Origin of the sequence: Paenibacillus filicis (assembly GCF_038070315.1) — a bacterium.
Classification (GTDB): Bacteria; Bacillota; Bacilli; order Paenibacillales; family NBRC-103111; genus Paenibacillus_G; species Paenibacillus_G filicis.
This window is the reverse complement of record NZ_JBBPCC010000003.1, coordinates 167,359-188,720: the sequence shown is the minus strand read 5'-3', so window position 1 is coordinate 188,720 and position 21,362 is coordinate 167,359. Positions and strand designations below refer to the sequence as shown.

Here is a 21,362-nt window from a genome sequence, read left to right as displayed (position 1 = left end):
CCAGAGATTACGTGGGTCTTACCAGAGGATTGGGTAAAAATAAGTTCGGGTACATTAGTTCATTCTACCAGCGACAGCCTAGGACTATATTTTTCAGTCCAAGGCTGTCGCTAGTTTTATATTGGAGCTAGTTTAATACTTATTATTTGTGGCCTGACGGTTTAGCAATTCGGAAATCCGCGTAGGATCAATACATCCAATTTATAACTTTATTTTCTTCGGACACTTGCTAAATACGAGGGAATTTCTGGAGGCCAGTCAAAGGAAAAAGCCCGATCCTCCCTCATAGAGTAGATCGGGCCTTGAATTAGGTTACCGGCTGAAGCCGGTTATCGATATGCTGTTCGTAGATGTCCAACAGCTCCCGCCGGACAGCCGGGTCCAGCACCGGCTGAACCGGCGTTTTCGGCAATCCCGGTATGCCTTCATGCTCCAGGATTGCCTTCAGCCCAGCGATGACGCCGACTTCGGGGCGGTCGATCGCCTCGTACAGATGGTTGGCGCGGAACTGCAGCTCCTGCGCCTTGGCCAGATTGCCTGCGCTGTAATAGTCCCACATCGCTTTCATATGGCCGCAGGTCACGCTTTGCAGCGCGCCGATGGCGCCGTCGGAGCCCATCAGCCTGCCTGCGATGACGGCCGTATCGAAGCCGGTCAGGATGTTGATGTCCGGGTTATAATTCTTAATCCGCTCCAGATAGTAGAAGTTGCTGTCCGTATACTTGATACCGGCGAAGTTCCGCACCGTAGACATCGCCTCCACCAGCTCTTCCGCTGCGGCCCGCTTGCCCGTCCGCTCGTCGATGATTTCCTGGTTCCAGTAGATGTAGAATGGCAGCTCCGCAGCCTCGGCCAGCTTCTTGAAATACACGGTGTTCTGCTGCAAGGTCGCCGAGTTGGACAGAGGGACGGACGAGACCGCCGTTGCTCCGTGCCGGACTGCATGATGAGCCAGCTCCAGCGCATCTTCTTCTGTCGAGTAGCCGACATGGACCAGCACGGGGATGATGCCGCTATTCGTGCTCAGCACGGTTTCGGTCCACGCCTTGCGCTCGCTGACGCTCATCACGCTGCCCTCGCCTGTAAAGCCGAGCATATAAAGGCCATCTGCCTGCTCTTGCTTATACTTCTGCAGCAGCTTCTCAGCTGAGGCATGAATCAGATTTCCCTCACGGTCAAACGGTGTCACCAAAGCCGGTAAAATGCCTGTTAATGTTGTGCTCATTTCTATTCCTCCTCGTCAAATGTGTAGCTTATCGGATGAATTCGCGGCTATCTGGCTGCGGATGTCCTGATCAGACCTTCGTAAATGTTCAATCTCATGCTGCATGTAGACCGTGAACGCTTCCTTGTGCTGGGTACGGCCGTCCAGTAAAAGTTCCAAGCCTTCCAACTGCAAATAATATTTGGAGCCGACCGGATACAGCACACGTCCCATGGCCGAGGCCAAGCCAATATAATTCTGCAGGCGATGCGCCCGTTCTGGATGAACGGTGTAGCTCTTGATCAGCTCCACATACAAGTCCGGGTGAAAGTTGGCCATAATGCCGCTGTAGCCTGATGCTCCAGCCTCTAAGGACGTTAGCAGGGTAGCGGACTCAGCATCGAAGATTCGCAGCGGTGTTCCCTGTACCGCCTCAAGCTTAGCCTTCATATGTGCAGGCACACCCTCGGTATCCTTGAGGAAGTAAAACCGCCCAGTCCGGGCCAGCCATCCGAGCAGCTCCGGTGATAAGGAGCGCTTATACGGAACCGGGCATTCATACAGGCCGAATGCCACATCCGGGACTTGCTCCAGGATGAAGGCTGCCCGCTGCTTCAACACCTCATCATCTTCCGAGGCCCGGGCCAGCCGGTTCGTATTCAACACGAAGGCCGTGACCCCGGCAGCGGAGATTTGCTTAATCTCATCTATCTGATCCTCGACCGAATAGGAGATATGCCCCGATGCAACGACAGGCACCCGTCCGGCGACCTGATCGGTGACGAACCGGGCTACCTTGACGCGCTCGGCGAGCGACAGCTGATACATTTCGCTGGATAAGCAGACGCTAAACAAGCCCTGTACGCCATGTGCCAAGTACCATTCGATTAACTGCTCTAACCCTGCGTAATCTATTTGTTGATCCGCCTTGAATGGGGTTACCATCGTCGGCCACACACCTTGAGGAATGATCATATCCGGCTCCTTTGTTTCAGTAATGGTAGGCATTTTTCAAGCTATCCCTTGATCGCACCGCTAGTCAGTCCGGCTACGAAAAACCGGTTCAGGCACAGAAACACAATCAGCATAGGCACGATGGACATGGACGTTCCGGCCAGCATCAGGTTCCAGGAGGTCACGGTCTGTCCCTGGCTCTTGAGGCCGATGACGCCGACGATCAGCGGCACGTTCTGTGGACTGCCGATCGTGAAGACCATCGGCAGCAGGTAGTCGTTCCACGCATGCATGAAGGACAGCAGGCCGATCGTAGCGATCAGGGGCCGGACGAGCGGGAACATCATATTCCAGAAAATCCGGAAGAAGCTGCACCCATCCATCTTGGCCGCCTCATCGATCTCGGGAGATATCGTCTCGATGTATTTGCGGGACAGATAGAGCTGCGTAATATTAAAGCTCAGAATGTTGATGATGATGACTCCCCAGAGGGAGGTGTGGATATTGAAGGCTTTGGCCATATTGAGCTGCGGGTACAGATAGAGCGTGCCTGCCGATATGAACATGGTCGATACCAGCATGGCGAAGATCGCATCCTTCCCCCGGAACTTGCCACGGGCAAACACATAGCCTCCCATCGTCGAGGTAAGAACCGTGCCGACTACGATGAAGAATGTCATGTACATACTGTTCCAGATGTACCGGTCGAAGTGCCCCAATTTCCACGCATCGGTGTAATTCTGGATATGAAACGAAGTAGGAATCAGACTCGACGAGGCCAGAACATCCATGTTGGACTTGAAGGATGACAGCACCGCATACAGGATTGGAAAGAGCGTTACAAGCGCCAATCCGGTTAAAAAGCAGAGTCGAACCGTACCTAAGAAACCTTTGCTAATACTCATGGCTTTCCAGCGAACCTCCTCCCGCTAATTTCGTGCATGATCCGGGCTTTCTGTATGCGGCTTCCTACATGTTCTTGGTCATCCTGTAGTAGAAGCCCGTAATGATCGCCAGGATGATTGCCGTGATGACTGCAAGCGAGGACGCGTAGCCGAACTGATTGGTCGAATCTGCCGCTCCGTACGAGAAGAAGTACTTGAATACATAGGTCATTACGACCTCCGTGCGGCCTCCTGGCTGACCGTTGGTTAATACCAATACGAGGTCTGCCATCTTCATACTGGACACTAGCGCCAGCATGATCAGTATCTTCATGATCGGAGAGAGCATCGGCAGCGTGATGTAATAAAATTTCTGCCAGCGGGTAACCCCATCGATCTCGGCGCACTCATACAGCTCCTTGGATATCGTCTGCAGTCCCATGAGGAAGAACACCATATTAATCCCGAAGTTCTGCCAGATGCTCGCAGAGATGATGACGGCATTGGCCAGCCCCTTGGAACCGAACCACTCGATGGACTGCGAGATGAGGCCGGCATCCTGCAGCATCCTATTCACAATGCCTTGGAATGGCTCGAACATCAGGTAGAACACGAGACCGATGACGGCTGTACTGATAATGGCAGGCATGAAGAACACGGTCCGGAACATAGCATTGAGCTTCGTATCCGCATTCAGCAATACCGCCAGGAATAGGGCGAGCGGGAAGACGAAGAGCAGCTTAACTGCAACGATCGTGAAGGTGTTCAGCAAGGCTCTCCAGTAGTCCGCATCCCTTGTAAAAGCCCTTACAAAGTTGTCCAAGCCGATAAACTTGGCGGCGGTAATTCCGTCATAATCAAACCAGGCCCAGGTGATCAGCCAAATCATCGGGTAAATCGTGAACAGGGTAAAGCCGATCAGCATCGGGGACAGCATCAGGTAAGCCTGCGTGGAGTCTTTACCGAGCCATCTTCCCGTACGCGAAGGGTTGCGCAGCCTATGCTTCAGTACGGCTGTTTTCATGAAGGCGCTCCTTTGTCATCTGTATTCCGTTCGTTATTTCCTGCTGACATCCCACTTCTCGTCCTTGAAGGGAGCGATATCGAACCCGTCTTTCAAGCTGCGTGCGAGGGCATCATTGTATCTTTTGTCGAGTGCTTCGAGCTCCTTGCCGATGTCCGGCGCACCACCGGCTACGATCTTCGCAATCGTCTTCTGGTAGCTGTCGCCCTCAAGCTTGAGCACGCCGTCCGGAGGCGTCTTGGTGAAGTAGGAGGTGGAGAGATCTGAGAATTCCTTCCAGCCCTTCGTATCCGGGATTTTGGATTGCTCGACGACGCTTTTCTTCGCCATGAAGTTGTTGCCGGCCTCCAGGATGTCCCTCTGGAATTGAAGGCTGTGAATGTACTCGTACACGATAAAGGTTTTCTCCGGGTTTTTCTTGGCAGCTGGGCCGATCACCAGATAATCGCCGACCTGTGCGTATTCCTTGTACTTCTTGCTCGGATCCAGCACAGGCACATGAGCTACGCCCCAGTCATCCTTGGCAGGAAAGGAATTCTTCAGGTTGGTCACTTCCCAGTTGGCGCCCAGCATCATTCCGACACGCCCTTCGGCAAAGTGAGCACGCAGGTTGTCAAGCTCCATGCCTTCGGCTCCCGGGAAGATGCTTTTTTCCTTCTTCATCAGGAGAATCTTTTCCAGCATCGGCTGGAAATCCTTGAACTGGTATTGGCCGGTCTTGAAGTTATAGCCCATATGGCCAACCGAAGGGGCGAACATGACCGCGTAGGACCACTTGCCTCCCATCGTCGTCGCGTCCTTCAGATGCGTGCCGAAGCCGAATTCCTTGCCTTCGCCCTTCTCCGTAATTTTCCGGGCTGCCTCGACAACCTCATCCCAAGTCTCGGGGACCTTGGTGATCCCGGCCTTCTCGAACAGCCGCTTGTTGTACAGCATCTTGGTCGTAATGACGATGTAGGGGACGGAGTACACCTTGCCTTTATAGGTGTTGTACTCGGGGATAATCTCCCCCTCGTAGCCCTTCAGAAATTCCTTCGACCCGGGGAAATCCTCCAAGGGCTGCATCCAGCCCGCATTGACGAACTGGTCCTTGACGGTGCCGACGAACTTATACAGCTCTGGTCCCTGATCGGCGGCCAGCGCCACCTTCAGCGAATCGGCATAGTCCGAGCCGCCCATGACGCGCAGATCGATGTGGATGCCCTTCTCCTTGCCGATCGTATCGTTGAACTTCTGGATGTTGTTCTTGAATACGTCGGTTTTGTCATCGTGCCAGATGCGGATCGTATCGACCTTGCCCTGTGGAGGCTGGTTTCCGGTAGCGCTTTCTTGAGCCGGTTTGCCGGAGCTACATCCTTGCAATAGGGAGACTGCCGTCACTGCGGTTAGAGAGAGAAGCCCCCACTTGCGAATATTTCCTTTCATATTAGCACCACCCTTTGTATGGTTCTTACATGTTTAAGATTAAGCCAGCGCTGCACAAAAGTCAGTGCAGGAACTTATCACAAACCCTCTAAAATCTTCTTCAATTTATTCCGGAGCTGCTTTCCTTCGTCCTGTATTGCTGGGGCTGCATGCCGGTGTGCTTCTTAAAGACGGTGCTGAAATAATTATGGTTCTCATAGCCAAGTCCTTCGGCGATCTCCCACACCTTCTTGCGAGTCGTGAGCAGCAGCGTCTTGGCCTCGCTCATTCTCACCTGGGTCAAATAATCATTGATCGTCATGCCGGTTTCGCGTTTGAACACGGAGCATATATAATTCGTGGACATAAATACCTCATCCGCAATATCAGACAAGGACATATCCTGGGTGTAGTTCAGCTGAACGAGAGCTTTGATCTTATGGACCAGATCGAGATGCTTCTGGTTGTATTTATTGGAGAAATAGGAGGAGACCCCGGTGAATAGGGAGTCCATCATCTCCTTCATCTGGTGAATATTCTCCACTTGCAGCATCTGAATAAAGACTTTGTTCCGCTGCGGCAGGATAGGCTCCAACTGTTGATCCTCACCCATCTCGCATACTTTGCGGTATAAGGCGCTCACCAGCTCGATGCCAAAGCCTTGGATCGATGCGATATCCGATTGCCGGAAAGTGCTGAACAGCTCATCCAGCAGCTGAAGTCCGCAGTCCGTATCCCCTAACGTCACATAATGGATCAGCTTGTTCTCCAGTTGAAGGACGGTTGTGAAGTCCACGCCTGGGCTGGAGCTGTAATTCCACATGACGGTAATATCCTCAATCTTGACGACGGAGCGCTTCCCCATATAGAAGCGGTGCTGGATCGCGCGGACCGCGCTCCGGTAGGAGGATTCGACTTGGTCGATGCTTCCGATCCGGTCGCCGGTGCCGATGGAGACGGAAATTTTCAGATACTTGAATAGAGCTTCGATGATCTCTTCACAGATCCGGATGTATTTGTTATCGCCGTGCGCCTTCTCGTTGAACAAGATGACGAACTCGTTCTCCGCCAAGCTGTGGCAGAGACCGGCCTCATAATTGTGCACAATCTCATTCATGATATTGTAGATCGAGAAACTGATTAATTGCTTCTCTGCTTCATTCTTGTTCTCCATCTGCCTGTTATAATCGTCCATCTGCAGCACGGCGGCCAGCAGGCTGTCCTGAGCCCCGATCGGAATCTGGAAGTAGTCCAGCTTGTCGCGGATTTTCTGCTTATTGGTCGTAATGCCCAGCAGCAGGTTACTAATAAACTTCTCCCGGATGAGCGTGGCATTCTCGGATAGCTGCTGCTTCAGATGCTGAATTTTCTCGTGCATATTGCGTTCCATATCAATATTGCTGACGACCTTCGTGATGACCTCATGAATCTCGGTGATCTGGATCGGCTTGAGAATATACCCCTCGGCATGAATGTCGAAGGCGGTTTTGGCATAATTAAAATCCTGAATTCCGCTGATGATAATAATTTTCGTTTTGCTGCCGGCTTCCTTCAGCCGCATGGCAACCTCCAGGCCGTCCATGAACGGCATCTTGATGTCAGTGAATAAGATTTCCGGCTGCAGGTCCAGGCACAGCTCGTAAGCGGTCTGCCCGTTATCGGCTTCTCCGGCTATGGTGATCCCGTATTTCTCCCAGGGAACGACTTCCTTCAAGGTTTCTCTAACCAGCTCATCGTCGTCAGCTAATATCATTCTCAACATGATAGCCCTCCATGGTTCGAAGTTGGGGAATTTCCACGACAGCGGTCAACCCGCCTAGTTCATTCAGAAAGAACCGCAGTCCATATCTCGCGCCGAACAAGTGCTGGATGCGTTCATTGACATTCCGTATGCCGAAGGCTCGCGAGGTTGCCTCCGCCGTCTTCAGCAGGTCATGAAGCTCCTCCACGTCGGCGCCGGCGCCGTTATCCGAGATCGTGATCTGGATCAGCTCCTCCCGCTTACATGCGGAGATGCGGATCAGGCCGTCACCTGCCTTCTCCTGGATGCCATGAATAATCGAATTCTCGACGAGCGGCTGCAGGATCAGCTTCACGGTCAGGCACGACAGAATATCGTTCGGGATCTCGATCGAATAGTCCAATTTATGGCCGAACCGCATTTTTTGGATCGCTAGGTAGCTTTCGACGTGCTTTTTCTCATCCCGTAAAGTAATGACGCTTTTCCCTTTGCTCAGTCCGTAACGGAAAAAGTTAGAGAGCGAATTGACCATACTGCTGATGTTCGGAACGTTGTACTTCATGGCATACAGGTTGATCGAATCGAGCGCATTGTACAGGAAGTGAGGATTAATCTGGGCTTGCAGCGCCTTGAGCTCCGCATCCTTGGCTTTCAGCTCGGCTTCTTTCTTGCTGACCTCGCTGACATACAGCCGCTCGACCAGATCCTTGATCTTCTCCATCATCTTCTTGTACTGCTCGATGAGAATGGCGAATTCGTCTTTCTTGCGGTAAGTAAGCTTAATATCGAAATTGCCGTGGTCGATGAACGACATGGACTTCACCAGCGCCAGAATCGGCTTGGAAATATTGCCCGCGAACAAGGAAGCAGCGAAGAAGGCGACGAGCATACAGATCAGAATGCCTGCGTACATGTAGGTGTTCAAGCGCCTCTGCTCAATATTGACTTCATCTAGCGGAATGAGTGAGATAATGGTCCATTGCAGCGGCTCGATGTAATTGGTGGAGACGAGTGTTTTTTTCCCTTCGAAGGAACGGATCGTGAACGTTTCCTTCGGATTGGTTTTTCCGAATCCTGCGGATAGCAGCTGCTGCTGATCGACGGCCTCATCGCTTGCCAGCAGCGTTTGTCCGGCCGCATCGACGATCGAGATTGAGCTGCCCGCCGTGATCTTATAGTTTTTCAGCAGATGGATGAAATAGGAGGTATCGATATTGGTCGTCAATAAAGCGGTGTAGGGAGCCAATTCCTCGGAGCGCAGCGCCACTAATTTTTTGGCTATTTTTAAGGTATGAATGCTTCGTCCTGCAACGGTGATATTCTCTACGCCTACAATGTTCAGCTGATTGGTCAGCTTACTGTACCATGGCTGGCTCTCGGCAACGCTAATATCGAACACTTTATCGGCGATCGAGATGGAGCGGTACAGCGGACGGTTGATCATATAGATCTTGGGATACAGTGCAGTTTGCGTCAGCGCGGAGAAGTCGGACAAGTAATAGCTGTCCAGTATTTTATTGAGCCGCAGCATCTCATCGACCGCTTGGTCCATATCCAGCGTCCGGGAGGGTGAACTGATGATCGATTGAAGCTCCGGGTTCAAGGTGACCAGCATGGAGAAATCGTTGATGGAGTCGAGCTTCTGCACCAGAATCGATTCGACGGAGTTTAGATTTTTCATGATGGAGAGCTCCATCTTCTTGGTCAGAATTTCCGAAGATTTGATATAGAAAATGATCGAAATGATCGTCATCGGCAACACGATGGAGAAGAAGAAATATAAGATCAGCTTGTGCTTGATGCTGAGCGAGATCGGTTTCACGTCCACAAGCACCTCGATTCGTTAAATGTGCGTTGGCTGTTGGCTGCATCATCCGGCAGGCAAATAAACCTAAAGCCGAATATCCCAACTGGTATGAGGAGATCCGGCTTTAGGTTTGTCATTTATTTGTTTCGTACGCTGCCGGTTCTAGCTGACTTCATGTCCTAGGGAGGCTTGCCAGATCTCAAACCATTGCTGTCGGCTTAGCTGAAGGCGGAGAGATGCAGCGGCCGCAGCGATCCGGTCCTTGTTGCCAGACCCGATGATCGGGAGAATGCGGGCCGGGTGGTGGAGCAGCCAGGCGTACAGCACCTGATCGATGGAATCGGCCTCGAGCTCTTCGGCTACCCGGGAGACGGCGGACAGCAATCCTTGGAACTTCAGGTTATCCGGCTGAAATAATTGCCCGCCAGCGAGCGGCGACCACGCCATCGGAAGGATGCGCCGTTCCAGGCAATGATCGAGACTACCGTCCAAGAAAGGCTCGGGCGTAGCTGCCGAAATCTCAATCTGATTGGTGACAAGCGGAATATCCAGGTACGATTGCAGCATATTGAATTGCGCAGGCGTAAAGTTGGATACGCCGAAGCTGCGGACTTTACCTTCCTGCTTAAGCTTGGCGAAGGCTTCGGCGATCTCACTCGGATTCATCAGAGGATCAGGTCTGTGAATGAGCAGCAGGTCGATGTAATCGGTCTGCAGGTTGCTCAGCGAGCTCTCGACCGAAGCGATGATATGCGCATGGCTCGTATCGTAATGCTTAAGCTTATGAGCGGGACGCTCGTCCGACCGCAGCATGATGCCGCACTTGGTCACCAGCTCGATCTGGCTGCGAAGCTCCGGCTTCAGCGCCAGCGCTTGCCCAAACAATGCCTCGCAGCTATAGTTGCCATAAATATCTGCATGATCCAACGTGCTGATACCCAGCTCCAGGTCATACTCGACCAGCTCCAAAATTTGCTCCGGGCGCAGACTCCAATCCGCTAATCTCCAATGCCCGTGCACCAGCCTGGAGAAGGAGAGGCCTTCTGCCAATTGAACCCGTTCCATGATTAATCGCTCCCATCCATGATGTGTGTACCCTAAGAGTAGCATGATGAGAAGCAAAGTAAATACAATATCTTCAGTGGATGGGTTCAATATCTTATGGTGTACATTGCGGGCTCCATATTTATGGTAATATAAGGGTATAGTTACTGGGGAGAAAGAAGGCACGGACGAGTATGACGAGTAAGAGGACCATCGTAGGTACAGTGCTGGCTGTGTTATTGGCTTATTTTCTAGGTCCGTTAGGCGGACTGCTGTTCTTATCGCTACTATTCGGATTGACGTTGAGCAACTACCAGAGGACTAAGAAGATTCAGGAAGATCTTCAGCTGATCAAAGAAAAGCTCGGTATTGCGACGGAGGAGGATTTTGAGAAGGTTCCCGTGAGTGATGAGGAGATCGAGAGGGAGCTGGAGGAGCACGCTGGACATGATAGAAAAGAATAAATATCGTCATGAGACAGCTCAAAAGGTTGACAGAACAGCCCCTGGAACCCAGGGGCTGTTCTGTTTTAGCTTTTAATAAGGCATCAATCACTGATATTATTTCAATCCACAGATAAGAATCTATCTGACAAAATGATAATACCTCATATGTTATTTTTAAAAGGATTAATATATAAAATTTGGGAGGTTTATGCAATGAACGGTAGATCGGTTGAAAGTAATCCAACAGGCTATGTTGATTTCGAATGGTTTTTGCCTACTGAGAGAAAGAAAGAGTTTGTAATTACTGTCACGAGTGCTAATAGCTTTAGCGTAAATCAGACATTGCGTGAGCAATTATGGAAGAGAATAACAATTGGAGTAGGCCCAGGCGGAAGGGAACTGTGTTTTAAAGAGCAGCCTGAAGGTTTTTTTGTGCCTAAGAATGGAAACATAAAGGCCCATTTTGTAAGCAATGAAATAAAACGTCGAGGCATTAATCTGCCAGCTCGTTATATAGCAGAACGGGAAGGTGATTGCTGGATTGCTATCATTGAACCTATTGCAGAGTCTCCAGCGCAGAACAAAAAAACGCCTAAAAAACCCAGGAAAAATGGGCTCAAATCTCTTTTGTTGGAAGAAGAGAATAGGTGATGAGGAAAGTTACTGAGGATGATGTCCTTCAGTATTATTTACCTCTTGTTCAACGAGAATGTAAACATGCGTATAAAGGGCTTGACTGGGAGGACCGCGTGGCCGAAGGCAATCTTGCATTGCTTCATGCCATTCGTACTTACAGAACAAAGCATGGTTACTTCAAAGAATATGCTGCTTCTGAAATAAGAAGAATTATGCAGGCCCAAAATGGAAAAGCGTGGTCTTCTAGAAGGCTGGATTCCCGTTTTTCTTTAGATGCTTTTTCAGGTATTAGTACAGGTATAGGAGCCGCTTACCTGGATGATTCTATAGTAGATGTAACATGGTTTATGGAAAGTTTGGCTGAAATGGATAAGATTGTTGTTTGTATGCTTATGGAGGGTATGAGCATTGATAGTATATCCGATAAACTTGTAATTTCGCAGTCTCAGGTCCAAGGCGTAATAGAAGATTTGAAACAGAAATTGCTTGAGTATTTCGGTGATAGTGTTGAATAGACTGTAAGTGAAACCAGAAGTCAGTAAAGAGGATACTGTAAGCAGCCAAAACGTAAGGCAGAAAGCTTAGCCTGAAAACGTTAGGGCTTACATCTGGGCGTACCTGTAACAAAGGCAATACATCCATTAGGGGTCCTGCGGGACTCCTTTTATACTGCGTCTTCGACTGGGGTTAGTCCGAATTTTAACCAATAAAAGGATTTCTACAGAAGAAGAATTCAAGAGTGCTCAAATCATCCATAATAGCATTTATACTAGTATTTGTAATTTAATACGTTTGGTCTTTTTCCATAGTTCTGTAAAAGTCAAAGAAAGAATTGGTTTGATCATTTTAGTTATTATTTTAGTCATAGTTGCTAGTAACGGATTAGTTTATGTATATCGGCAATAAGACAAAGTATCTTTCCACTAAACCCAAAAAAGCCGCGATGTACGCGGCACTTAAGGAGATAAAGTTCTTGTCAACCGACACGTGGCTGTGACAAGTCAGGTTAAGATTTCCTGAGTCTTAACGTTTATAAAAATTAATACGTATTATATATATTTTCACATTCAGTCACGGTCGGTTGATAAAAACAGTGCTTCTTCCATCGTCCTACGAGCGGCTGATTATACCAAGTTGGCGGACATGGTCCGGGATTTTCGAACGATCCTGGACGGAAATACCATAGGGAGAATTCGGCTGGCCAATTCCTTTCCCCATTCACAGTCCGTTGCGCCAGACGGCGTTCCCTCTCTCTTGCGTTTTGATAGTACATACCATGTTGCAACGCTTCGAACGCATGCGGCTGGTTGATCATTTGGGGAATTGTCCGGATTCCTTTAAAATCGGAGCAATTCGCTCTTATTCGGTTAATGCCAACATTTCCAACAAGGAGCATGCCTGTTTCGCCTTCGGTCTCAGCTTCAGCTCGAAGCAACCTTGCCAACATATCAATATCCTGTTTCCTGGCTTTTACGACTGCCATTGGCTCACCTCTTTAGATTTCTAGACACATCATATTGTAGGTGAAGCGGATGTGTGACTTTGGCAAAATAGTGAGAGATAATAAATATCCGGTCCACCGCACTCTTCCGCCAGTTACTTGAATGCAAACGGGGAGCTGCTGCGGCAATCTGCCCCCTGTTTGTTATTGTATTATCGTTCCCTGTTAGAAATTCCTGTAGATGGATAAATTTCAGCTTTGTAAAAAAGAGCGCTAATGAAGCTCCTCGCTGTGGGGTGATCCACTTGTTCAATTTTTTCGAAAGTCATAGGCATGATTGTCATTTTGTAAGGTTTCACGTGGTTGAGTGAAGTCCAAAGAACCTTATCCGAGCGCAAGACCTGCAAACTGTCTTCCGGTTCTCAGGATAAGAATTCATTGGCACTGCTACATCTCGATGTATACTTTTTCCTGCTCTACTGACAAATCAAACGTTTCTACTACAACCTCGTAGGTTTTTGTGCGGACTTTATGGTCTACAACAAGACGGCCGGTTTTAATGTCAAATTCCCAATGGTGCCAGGGGCAACGAACGATCTCCCCCTCTTGTTCGTAAACAAATTGCCCGGGCAGCGGCGATGTGACCCATGAAGTAACCGGTCCTTTACACAGACTAGCCCCCTGATGAGGACAATAATTAAGAATCGCATGGAGCTTTCCGGATAATTTATAAATGCCTATGCTCCGCCCTTTTACATCAACAATCCTTGGTTCGCAGTCCGTGAATTCATCAACGGTTCCCAAATAATGTAACGCCATCGCTATTCCTCCGTTTTGTCCTGAATTGGCAGACCATAGAACTTGGCAGCGTTATAGTAAAACACATGATCTGTCGTTTCTTTGTCCATTTTTGGGAAAACGAGCTTTGGCGAGTCAAAATCCCAATGCGGGTAATCGCTGCAGAAGAGCAGCTTATCCTTGGCGTGCATAGCCTCGAACAGCACATCGAACGCTTGACGGTTCGGCGCTTCCTCAATCGGCTGGGAGCCGATGTACATGTTGGTAAGAAAATATTCGCTAGGTTTTTTCTTCACCCAAGGCGTCTGCTCGCGCAGTGCTCTCCAATCCTGGTCGAGACGCCACAAGTAAGGAGCGACCCAGAAGACTCCGCCTTCAATAAACGCCACCTGCAGCTCCGGAAATATTTCGAATACGCCTTCGAAGATAAAGCTGGCCATATGGGCCATGTAAGCTTGCGTACGGGCAGCGCGGTATTCAATATAGTAAGATGGATAGCCGACATTTGTAGCGGGTGCGTTCATCCCATCACCGATAGCTCCTACATGCATGGTGAAATTGATTCCATGCTTCAAGCAAGCCTCATAGATCGGATGATACATTTTATTTCCATAAGGATGATGCGAGCCCGACGGAACATAAGCCTGAACCATTCCGGGATGAGAGCCGAGCCGTTCGATTTCCCGAACCGATGCAGCTACATCGTGAATCGGCAAGTAGATGGAACCTCTGAACCGGGGCTCCTTATCGAGCCAATGCTCAATCGTATAATCGTTGAAAGCGGAACACAATGCGGCCGAGTAATATGTATCGGCAGTGTTCGTGCACGCTATAAATTCGCCTGTCAAAATTCCGTAACGGATGTCGAAGGGATCCAAAAGCTGCTCGATCATGAAGTTAAGATCCGAACCGGCGGGACCGCCGTCTGGAGGGAAAGAATCGGCTCTTTTTCCGATGCTGCCTCCGTTCATCGTACCCGGCCCCCCGCCAAAATTCGATCCCCACAGTTCAATACGCTCCCTGTATGTTCGCGGCAAGTAAGGGAACAGCTGCTTGATGTCCTTAAACGTATGATGGATATCGCAATCAATAATTCCAACGCCTTTGCGTTCCTTTGTCTTCTTGGCCGTTGCTTCTATCAAACTCATGCTTTCATCCCCCTCTTTGTTTCGGCACATGTGCAAGCTCATGATTTACATATCTATCATAAAACCTAAACGGTCCGGCCGAAAATAGTATTTCGTCATTGTGGTTTGTCATTTTGTAAGGTCAATGCTATACTTTATCCTACTGTCAACAGACTGATTTCAGGAGGTGCAGACGAGGTCATGCGCAAGCGGCAGCATCCTGACAACTATGAGGAATCACGTAATTATGTTGTAGACGAGTTGGCCTTGAACGGCGGCTTATGGCCAGTCCGGATGGGACGTATCAAAGCAGGACCGGAACATCGCTTTCCGCAACGTATGATCGATTATTACGCATTGCATTTTGTTATAAACGGAAAGATTCGTCATCTCTATGGAGATCAGCACATCGAGGTATCCAAGGGCGATGTTTTTTGCGCATATCCGGGTGTCGTATACCACCATTTCATTGTTCCGTCCGACCAGCCTTTGGACATGATTTGGCTGTCCATCGATGGCGGGCAGACGCCGCTGCTGCTCGAGAAAGCTGGCTTCCGTCCGTCTGCCCCTCATGTCTCGGGTGTGATCGGGAAAGAGCTCGAAACATCGCTCGTCCATCTGTTCAGTCAACAGGAAGATAACAGCAGTCGGAGACAAGTAGAATTGATTGCAGCTATCTACCGTATATTCGGACTTATGATCCCGCAAAATAGCGCCGACGAGTCGGATGCAGGACCTGCTGGCTGGATTCGCCGAAGCATAGAGTACATGAATATGCATTACACCGAAAATATAAACGTGCAAGACGTCGCTGCATATATTTCGGTTCACCGGGCTTATTTTTCAAAAATATTCGCCGAGAAGACCGGAATGACGCCTATCCAATATTTGCAAAAGCTCCGCATGGAGAGAGCGCTTCAGCTTCTGCAGCAAACACGGCATTCGATCTCGGAAATCGCATTGACGCTCGGTTATCCCGATTTATATTCGTTCAGCCGGGCGTTCAGCAAATATTACGCAGCATCTCCGAGTAAACTGCGCGAACTTGCAGCAAATTTTGGGAAGGATGAAGTTCTCCAATGAATACAGGGAGCAACTGCCGCAGCAGTGCTCCCTGTTTGTTTTCTCTAACATTCCTCGTTTGCGTAACGGTCATATGTTTACCTTTAATGTTCTTAAGGAAATATTCGTAAAGAGATTTTAAAATTGGATCACTTAAAAGGATGACTGAATTGTATCCAATCTCCTTTGGTTAAAACGGCCTGGTTCCGGGTCCCCGGACTATTCAACATATGCCAAGATGTATACTGTTCGGCATAAGGATTCAATGCTGAAATTCCGTCAACAGGAACAATGACATGATATCCCCGAAAAGCAGCGCTTGTCGCTGTATGAAGGACTGCACCATTAGCGGCATATCCGGTAACGAGCACGGTTTTTATGCCGTGCTCTTTTAGGATTTGATCGAGATCGGTTTCATAAAATTTATCAACGTTAGATTTCACAACGGGATCATGGGGCAAGGGAGAAAGCTGAGGAGCAATATCTGAGGCATTTCCATTATGTGTAAGGCTATAGACAACTAACATGCCCCGTTCACGGCTTTTCGCCAGTAACGGATTGATAGTTGAGATGGATGCTATACAGCGAGGATGATTACATATCGTCACTTCCATCCACCTCTTGGCATCTTAGATGTTACCTAATTTATGCAGTCAAATTGAAAAGGTGAGGATAGGTAAATAACCCAAGGATATGTTTGCGAATAAGCAAGCATTCCTCGGGTTTTTGCAATGTTTAGCGATTTAAGATGTCCACCAATCGATGAAGCTGTGTTCGAATTATCCTATTATTACGATTAATGACTCTGATTTTTGTTGCCGATTTAAGGTGAATTGTATCAGCCTGTTGAAGAGGACTTCGAGGTTCTGTACTCCAGCCAAGCGTCGCGCTTCCTCCAGATGGCCTTCCTCAATACGCACAATCGCTTCGTAATAGGATCGTAATTGGCCTGCTGGAAGGTCGGCCAGCACGTTTCGGATAGCATCCGTATTTTTTTGATGCGTTGCGTACATGGCGGTATAGAGGGACCTCCGGGCCTGGTTTTTATGTTTAGCCAGTAGCTTCTCCAGCAGTGCTTCTGCTTCTGCTGTTCGATTGTTGGCCATCAAATAATACAAATAAAGATTGGGATTTCGTTGTTGCTTGGTTAAAAATTGTTCTAGCCGATGGATGCGGTTCTCCCATAAGAGTAAATACATTAATTGCACAATTGGCAAGCAAACAAGTACGAATACAGTTATGAAAACGTAGACTCCAGGCGTCCCTAAATAGGTTAAAGCAGAGTAAATGAGAAGAATAAAGATGTACCATAAAATTTTACGCAACAACGACGATAAAGTAATGGAAATGCACTCCTTAATAGAATGAATCGAATATGTTAGGTGACCAAGCAGCCCTTAACGGCTGCTTCTGAATTTACCGGGCGGAATGCCGTAGGTCTTGGTGAAGACTCTTGTAAAATAGTGAACGCTCGCGTATCCCGCCCGCTCAGCGATCTCCGAGAAGCCGAGGTCGCTGTGCCGGATCAGGTGCGCCGCGCGCTTCAGCTTCTCCCGCTGGATGTAGGCCTGGCAGCTGACCTGCAGGTTCTCTTGGAAAAGCCGCGACAGGCTGCGGCTCGACAGGTGCATATACCGGGCGACATCCGTGACGGTCAGGTCGGCCGACAGGTTGTCGCGGATGTACAGGACCGCACTGCGCATGGAATGCGCCGATAGCTTGTGGGGAGGCAGCGCGGGCTCTGCGTCGCTGCCCTCGGTGAAGGCTCCGCACAGGGAAAGCAGGAGAGCATGCGCCGTGCTGCTGAGCAGCGGGGCGTTCTGCGCATCGTACCCCCGGGCTTGCTCCACCAGTGCGCGCCAGATCAAGGCAGTCGGTGTCTCACCGATCCCGTAGCGCACGCACCATGGGGAGCTAGCCAGCTCCCGGTAGTGTGCGGCGGCTTCAGGAGCCGAATTCGGCTCGTCGAGCTCGAACGCGACATACCATAGATCCAGGCCGCTGCGGCTGCGAATCTGGTGCTGGATGTCGGGCTTGGACAGGAGCAGCGTATTTGGCATGAGCGGATACTCGGTGTTGTGATCCTGGTAGATGCCCTCGCCGCTTCGCACGTAACACGCTTCGTAGAAGGAATGCTTGTGCAGCGGGTTGTCGTAATGCTGTGGGTTGAGGCCCCAGTATTGAACCTGAAAGGAAAGCCGGTCTCCCGCCGTACGCTCCGCCGCGAGGTTAAGCCAATTTTCCCGATCCCTGATCTCGAGCGCCTTCATCGTATCCTTCTCCTCTGTCCCAAAAGTGCAAAAAACCGTCCGATCCCGTCAAATACGGGGATGTGCATTTCATTTTACAATAACATCGAAAGACCACGATCTACAAGAGGAGAAGGAGCCGATACAATGATTACGAAGGAACAAGCGGATTTTTACCAAGAGAACGGGTATCTGCTGGTGAAAGGTGTCTTCAAGGCCGACGAGGTGGAGACGATGCGCAGGGCGATGGACGGGATTATCGAGCGGGCGGCGAGTACGACGCTGGATCACAACGCTGCCTGGCAGGGCGACTATCTGCCGCCCGAGGAGCTGAAGAAGCTGGTGCTCAAAGGGTTCCACGACGTGCACTATCATGATGCGAGCTTTACCCGGGCGCTGTGTCATCCGAACATGGTGTCGATCCTCTCGATGCTGATCGGTCCGAATGTGCAGCTGCATCATTCCAAGATGCTGGTGAAGCCGCCGGAGAACGGGGCAGCATTCCCGATGCACCAGGACCAGCCGTACTTCCCACACGACCGGCATACGATGATGGCTGCCAGCGTGCACCTGGACGACACCGATGAAGAGAACGGCTGCCTGTGCGTTGTCTCCGGATCTCATAAGGAAGGGCCAATCGCGCATGTGGGGCGGCACTTCCTGAATCATCAGGAGTATCCGATCTCGATGGGAACGCCTTGCCCAGCCAAGGCGGGCGATGTGCTGTTTTTCAACTATCTGACGATCCATGGCTCGGGACCAAACCGCAGCGACCGGACACGCCGCAACGTGCTGTTCCAGTATCGCGATGCCGAGGACGCTCCGTCCGAGAACACGCATGTCAATTGGGGGCAGGGCCTGATGGTATGCGGGCAGAATCCGATTTTCAAAGCTTATACGGGAGCGCATTAGTGTGTCTTAATAACCAAACAAATGTTCAGCAATCAATCTCATTTCAAAAGGCTGCCGATTGACTCGGCAGCCTTTTGGAATGAGGGTAAATCAGCCAGAGTCAAAGTCACCAGCACAATACGATCAGCGTTCGTCCTGCAGGGCGCGATATACTTTGGACAGCCCATTTTCGATGGTCTTACGTTCTTCTTCGTCTAGGACGCTGAGAAAATAGTTTGATATCCCGTCCGCATATGTAGGCCATGTGGCAAGAAAAGCCTTTTTGCCTTCCCGCGTCAAAATTGCAAAAGCGCCCCTCCGATCTTCTTCCGTTCTTTCTCTGGTTACAAATCCCTCACGTTCCAATCGTTCGACAACACGCGTCAGACCGCTGCGGGTTATAACCACTTTTTTAGCAAGATCGGTCATCCGGAGCTTTTTATTCGGGGACTGATACAAGGCCACCAATACATCGTAAGTCGTCAGCGGTATTTTTCGTTGCTCGGATAAATCTTTTTCAATTCGTTCAATTACGGACGCATGTGCATTCATAAATGCTCGCCATACGGACAGCTGTTCTTCTTCAAGTCGATGCATTAGGTAATGCCTCCTGAATCTTCGCTTATATATATCATACTTGACTTATTGTTGACTACGCAAGTAATCCATGGTAATTTCATTGCGTGAGAAATAATTGCTCAAACAAATATATGGTGAAGGAGGAATCTTTCTTGAATGGTATACTGTTCGGACTTTTGTCGGCATTTTCATTTGGTACCGCTGATTTTTTTGCGGGTAGAGCAAGCAAAAAAACAGGAGTTTTCTCTACCCTCTTTTACATGCAGTTTGTTGGTTTCATCTTTCTGACGTCAGCTTTGACTTGGTATGGACAGTGGCATAACTTGAACTCTTTTTCGCATGTAGCCGCAGCCAGCTTGTGGATGGCACTGGACCTGATCGGTATTCTGTTTTTGTATCAAGGTCTGGTTTCCGGCAAGTCTTCCGTCGTCGCACCTATCGCGTCCAGTTTCTCGGTCTTCACCGTTATTCTGGCCTTTGTTTTTGGAGAGCAGCTCAGCGCAGCGAAACTGGCTGCTATCATCCTGACGCTAGTCGGCGTAGTTCTTACAACATGGGTCTTGTCTGAAAGAGGGAAGAGCGGATCTGGCCAGAAACTGGTGAGTGGGGCGATTTGGGCGATGTTTGCTGCCCTGTTTCTGGGTACGGCGTTCTTTGGACTGCGTTATCCGCAAGCAGAATTAGGCGGTCTGGTAACGGTTTGGATCGGTCGCCTGCAAGCCACGATCCTGCTTCCTGTTGTGTATGCATGTTTCAAGAAGCGTATAGTATTCCCGGATAAAAAGAACGCAGGCTTGATCATCATCGTTGGCATTCTTGATGCATGGGCTCTTATTTGCTATAACTTTGGGCTAGGCTTAGATGATACCTCGATTGTGATTACAGCCACATCCTTGTTTGCCGTTGTGACTCTGCTTTGGGGTGTGTTTATAGGCGGTGAAAAACCTTCATGGAATCAGTGGGTGGGAATTAGCTGTACGTTCGTAGGGATTTCTATGATTTACCTGCTGTGACAAACATGAATCAAGAGGTGATCATGATCGTTTTCGGGTTTGAAGAGAGGAGTATACAAACGTGAATTCCGCTGATTCAAATAAAGTAACGATGATATCTTATGCGATTGCCCTATCATTTATTGTCGCGATGATTACGGCTTCAGTATTGTTACGTAATCACGAAATCATTTTACCGGAAATTGCGGCAATGGCAATTGCTATGTGGGTGTACCGGGAAGCCGGATGGATCAGGCAACCATCAAAAATTTTTATCGCTCCTACTGTAACTGCGGGGATCGGATTTATGATTAATCAGCTCCAGATTGCATATGTAGGAAAAGTCTTCCTGACTTTAATGCTGATGATGCTCTTTTTGCGAAGCATTCGATCGAACCTGGCACCGTCCATTGCAACAGGGTTACTGCCATTGGTGATAAATACTCATGAATGGTCTTTTGTTATGATCGTTTTCATGTTTACAATCATATTGATGATTGGGGTTCTCGCCTTTGGATTGAATAAAGGACTTGAAAAGAAAGTAACTATACAGTACAAGTATATGCTCATATTTCTTGTTCTGACTTTCTTCTGGATTGGTGTATGTTGGGTTGCCGGTTATCAACATATCGCAGTGATCCCGCCTATTCTTGTTGTTGTGTATGAGTCACTTCAAAAACCAATGTACAATGGGAAGATGGCTTTTAAGCAAGGGCTTGTGCTGACCTTATCCACGGCTATCGGAACGCTATTGTACTTTGCGATGGATTCATGGGTCTTGGCAGCTCTGTTGGACATGATCTTGATGCTTGCACTGTCCCTGATTGTTAGTATCCGTATCCCTGCGATTTACGCCTTCCCGCTGCTTGCGTTTATTTTTCCCGAAGAAAATGTCATGAACCTGCCACTAGGTTCGCTGGTTACATGTTTGTTTATGTTTACCTCCGTACTGCTGTATAAAAAGTATGAAATGAGGCGAGCCGGAAAACCAAAAGCCTCCTCATCTCCGATAGGGTTGTGAGGCAGGGGCAATTTCCCGGTCGCACGATCGAGTCATGAAAATGGAACGCGAAGAGGTT

General features: G+C 49.3%; 22 protein-coding genes. 7 read left to right on the top strand and 15 right to left on the bottom strand.

Annotation, left to right across the window (positions count from 1 at the left end; all coding sequences use genetic code 11):
• Positions 1-307: 307 nt before the first annotated feature.
• The 8 genes from WMW72_RS07185 to WMW72_RS07150 all read right to left on the bottom strand — a co-directional run bounded on the left by WMW72_RS07185 (position 308) and on the right by WMW72_RS07150 (position 10,083).
• Positions 308-1,225 carry a dihydrodipicolinate synthase family protein gene (locus WMW72_RS07185; RefSeq protein ID WP_341414753.1) on the bottom strand — a complete coding sequence of 306 codons (918 nt, stop codon included), beginning with the start codon at positions 1,223-1,225 and terminating at the stop codon, positions 308-310.
• Positions 1,226-1,240: 15 nt separating this feature from the next.
• Positions 1,241-2,179 (bottom strand): dihydrodipicolinate synthase family protein, encoded by a 939-nt coding sequence (locus WMW72_RS07180; protein WP_341414752.1) that lies wholly within the window; start codon positions 2,177-2,179, stop codon positions 1,241-1,243.
• Between the two features lie 41 nt (positions 2,180-2,220).
• Positions 2,221-3,063, bottom strand: coding sequence for a carbohydrate ABC transporter permease (locus tag WMW72_RS07175; protein ID WP_341414751.1), 843 nt, complete (start codon positions 3,061-3,063; stop codon positions 2,221-2,223).
• A gap of 64 nt (positions 3,064-3,127) precedes the next feature.
• Positions 3,128-4,066 carry a carbohydrate ABC transporter permease gene (locus tag WMW72_RS07170; protein WP_341414750.1) on the bottom strand — a complete coding sequence of 313 codons (939 nt, stop codon included), beginning with the start codon at positions 4,064-4,066 and terminating at the stop codon, positions 3,128-3,130.
• A gap of 33 nt (positions 4,067-4,099) precedes the next feature.
• A complete protein-coding gene (locus WMW72_RS07165; RefSeq protein ID WP_341414749.1) occupies positions 4,100-5,491 on the bottom strand; it encodes an ABC transporter substrate-binding protein in 1,392 nt (463 codons plus the stop codon).
• Between the two features lie 100 nt (positions 5,492-5,591).
• Positions 5,592-7,232, bottom strand: coding sequence for a response regulator transcription factor (locus WMW72_RS07160; RefSeq protein WP_341414748.1), 1,641 nt, complete (start codon positions 7,230-7,232; stop codon positions 5,592-5,594).
• Complete coding sequence (locus WMW72_RS07155; RefSeq protein ID WP_341414747.1) at positions 7,210-9,033, bottom strand: sensor histidine kinase; 1,824 nt, start codon at positions 9,031-9,033, stop codon at positions 7,210-7,212. Before WMW72_RS07155 ends, WMW72_RS07160 begins: the two co-directional genes overlap by 23 nt.
• A gap of 147 nt (positions 9,034-9,180) precedes the next feature.
• Entirely contained in the window at positions 9,181-10,083 is a 903-nt protein-coding gene (locus tag WMW72_RS07150) for an aldo/keto reductase (protein WP_341414746.1), read from the bottom strand.
• A gap of 173 nt (positions 10,084-10,256) precedes the next feature.
• Here WMW72_RS07150 and WMW72_RS07145 point away from each other — a divergent pair, with 173 nt between their 5' ends.
• The 3 genes from WMW72_RS07145 (at position 10,257) to WMW72_RS07135 (ending at position 11,659) form a co-directional block, all read left to right on the top strand.
• Positions 10,257-10,526, top strand: coding sequence for a hypothetical protein (locus WMW72_RS07145; RefSeq protein ID WP_341414745.1), 270 nt, complete (start codon positions 10,257-10,259; stop codon positions 10,524-10,526).
• A 195-nt stretch (positions 10,527-10,721) separates the two neighbouring features.
• A complete protein-coding gene (locus tag WMW72_RS07140; RefSeq protein ID WP_341414744.1) occupies positions 10,722-11,159 on the top strand; it encodes a hypothetical protein in 438 nt (145 codons plus the stop codon).
• Positions 11,159-11,659 carry a sigma-70 RNA polymerase sigma factor region 4 domain-containing protein gene (locus WMW72_RS07135; protein WP_341414743.1) on the top strand — a complete coding sequence of 167 codons (501 nt, stop codon included), beginning with the start codon at positions 11,159-11,161 and terminating at the stop codon, positions 11,657-11,659. Before WMW72_RS07140 ends, WMW72_RS07135 begins: the two co-directional genes overlap by 1 nt.
• A gap of 524 nt (positions 11,660-12,183) precedes the next feature.
• Here the strand turns inward: WMW72_RS07135 and WMW72_RS07130 are convergent.
• The 3 genes from WMW72_RS07130 to WMW72_RS07120 all read right to left on the bottom strand — a co-directional run bounded on the left by WMW72_RS07130 (position 12,184) and on the right by WMW72_RS07120 (position 14,531).
• Entirely contained in the window at positions 12,184-12,627 is a 444-nt protein-coding gene (locus WMW72_RS07130; RefSeq protein WP_341414742.1) for a cell wall hydrolase, read from the bottom strand.
• Positions 12,628-13,032: 405 nt separating this feature from the next.
• Positions 13,033-13,404 (bottom strand): Rieske (2Fe-2S) protein, encoded by a 372-nt coding sequence (locus WMW72_RS07125; RefSeq protein ID WP_341414741.1) that lies wholly within the window; start codon positions 13,402-13,404, stop codon positions 13,033-13,035.
• Between the two features lie 2 nt (positions 13,405-13,406).
• Positions 13,407-14,531 (bottom strand): amidohydrolase family protein, encoded by a 1,125-nt coding sequence (locus WMW72_RS07120; protein ID WP_341414740.1) that lies wholly within the window; start codon positions 14,529-14,531, stop codon positions 13,407-13,409.
• Positions 14,532-14,711: 180 nt separating this feature from the next.
• Here WMW72_RS07120 and WMW72_RS07115 point away from each other — a divergent pair, with 180 nt between their 5' ends.
• Positions 14,712-15,593 (top strand): helix-turn-helix transcriptional regulator, encoded by an 882-nt coding sequence (locus WMW72_RS07115; protein ID WP_341414739.1) that lies wholly within the window; start codon positions 14,712-14,714, stop codon positions 15,591-15,593.
• Between the two features lie 128 nt (positions 15,594-15,721).
• Here the strand turns inward: WMW72_RS07115 and WMW72_RS07110 are convergent, their stop codons facing one another.
• The 3 genes from WMW72_RS07110 to WMW72_RS07100 form a co-directional block, all read right to left on the bottom strand.
• Complete coding sequence (locus WMW72_RS07110) at positions 15,722-16,186, bottom strand: cysteine hydrolase family protein (RefSeq protein ID WP_341414738.1); 465 nt, start codon at positions 16,184-16,186, stop codon at positions 15,722-15,724.
• Between the two features lie 165 nt (positions 16,187-16,351).
• A complete protein-coding gene (locus WMW72_RS07105) occupies positions 16,352-16,789 on the bottom strand; it encodes a hypothetical protein (RefSeq protein ID WP_341414737.1) in 438 nt (145 codons plus the stop codon).
• A gap of 180 nt (positions 16,790-16,969) precedes the next feature.
• Positions 16,970-17,842 (bottom strand): helix-turn-helix domain-containing protein, encoded by an 873-nt coding sequence (locus tag WMW72_RS07100; RefSeq protein WP_341414736.1) that lies wholly within the window; start codon positions 17,840-17,842, stop codon positions 16,970-16,972.
• A 126-nt stretch (positions 17,843-17,968) separates the two neighbouring features.
• On the opposite strand from WMW72_RS07100, the gene WMW72_RS07095 reads away from it, so the two are divergent.
• Positions 17,969-18,733, top strand: coding sequence for a phytanoyl-CoA dioxygenase family protein (locus WMW72_RS07095; protein WP_341414735.1), 765 nt, complete (start codon positions 17,969-17,971; stop codon positions 18,731-18,733).
• Between the two features lie 123 nt (positions 18,734-18,856).
• On the opposite strand, the gene WMW72_RS07090 is transcribed toward WMW72_RS07095, so the two are convergent.
• Positions 18,857-19,309 carry a MarR family winged helix-turn-helix transcriptional regulator gene (locus tag WMW72_RS07090; RefSeq protein WP_341414734.1) on the bottom strand — a complete coding sequence of 151 codons (453 nt, stop codon included), beginning with the start codon at positions 19,307-19,309 and terminating at the stop codon, positions 18,857-18,859.
• A 134-nt stretch (positions 19,310-19,443) separates the two neighbouring features.
• On the opposite strand from WMW72_RS07090, the gene WMW72_RS07085 reads away from it, so the two are divergent.
• A complete protein-coding gene (locus WMW72_RS07085) occupies positions 19,444-20,304 on the top strand; it encodes a DMT family transporter (RefSeq protein WP_341414733.1) in 861 nt (286 codons plus the stop codon).
• 61 nt (positions 20,305-20,365) lie between these two features.
• Complete coding sequence (locus WMW72_RS07080; RefSeq protein ID WP_341414732.1) at positions 20,366-21,304, top strand: hypothetical protein; 939 nt, start codon at positions 20,366-20,368, stop codon at positions 21,302-21,304.
• The last annotated feature ends 58 nt before the right edge of the window (positions 21,305-21,362 follow it).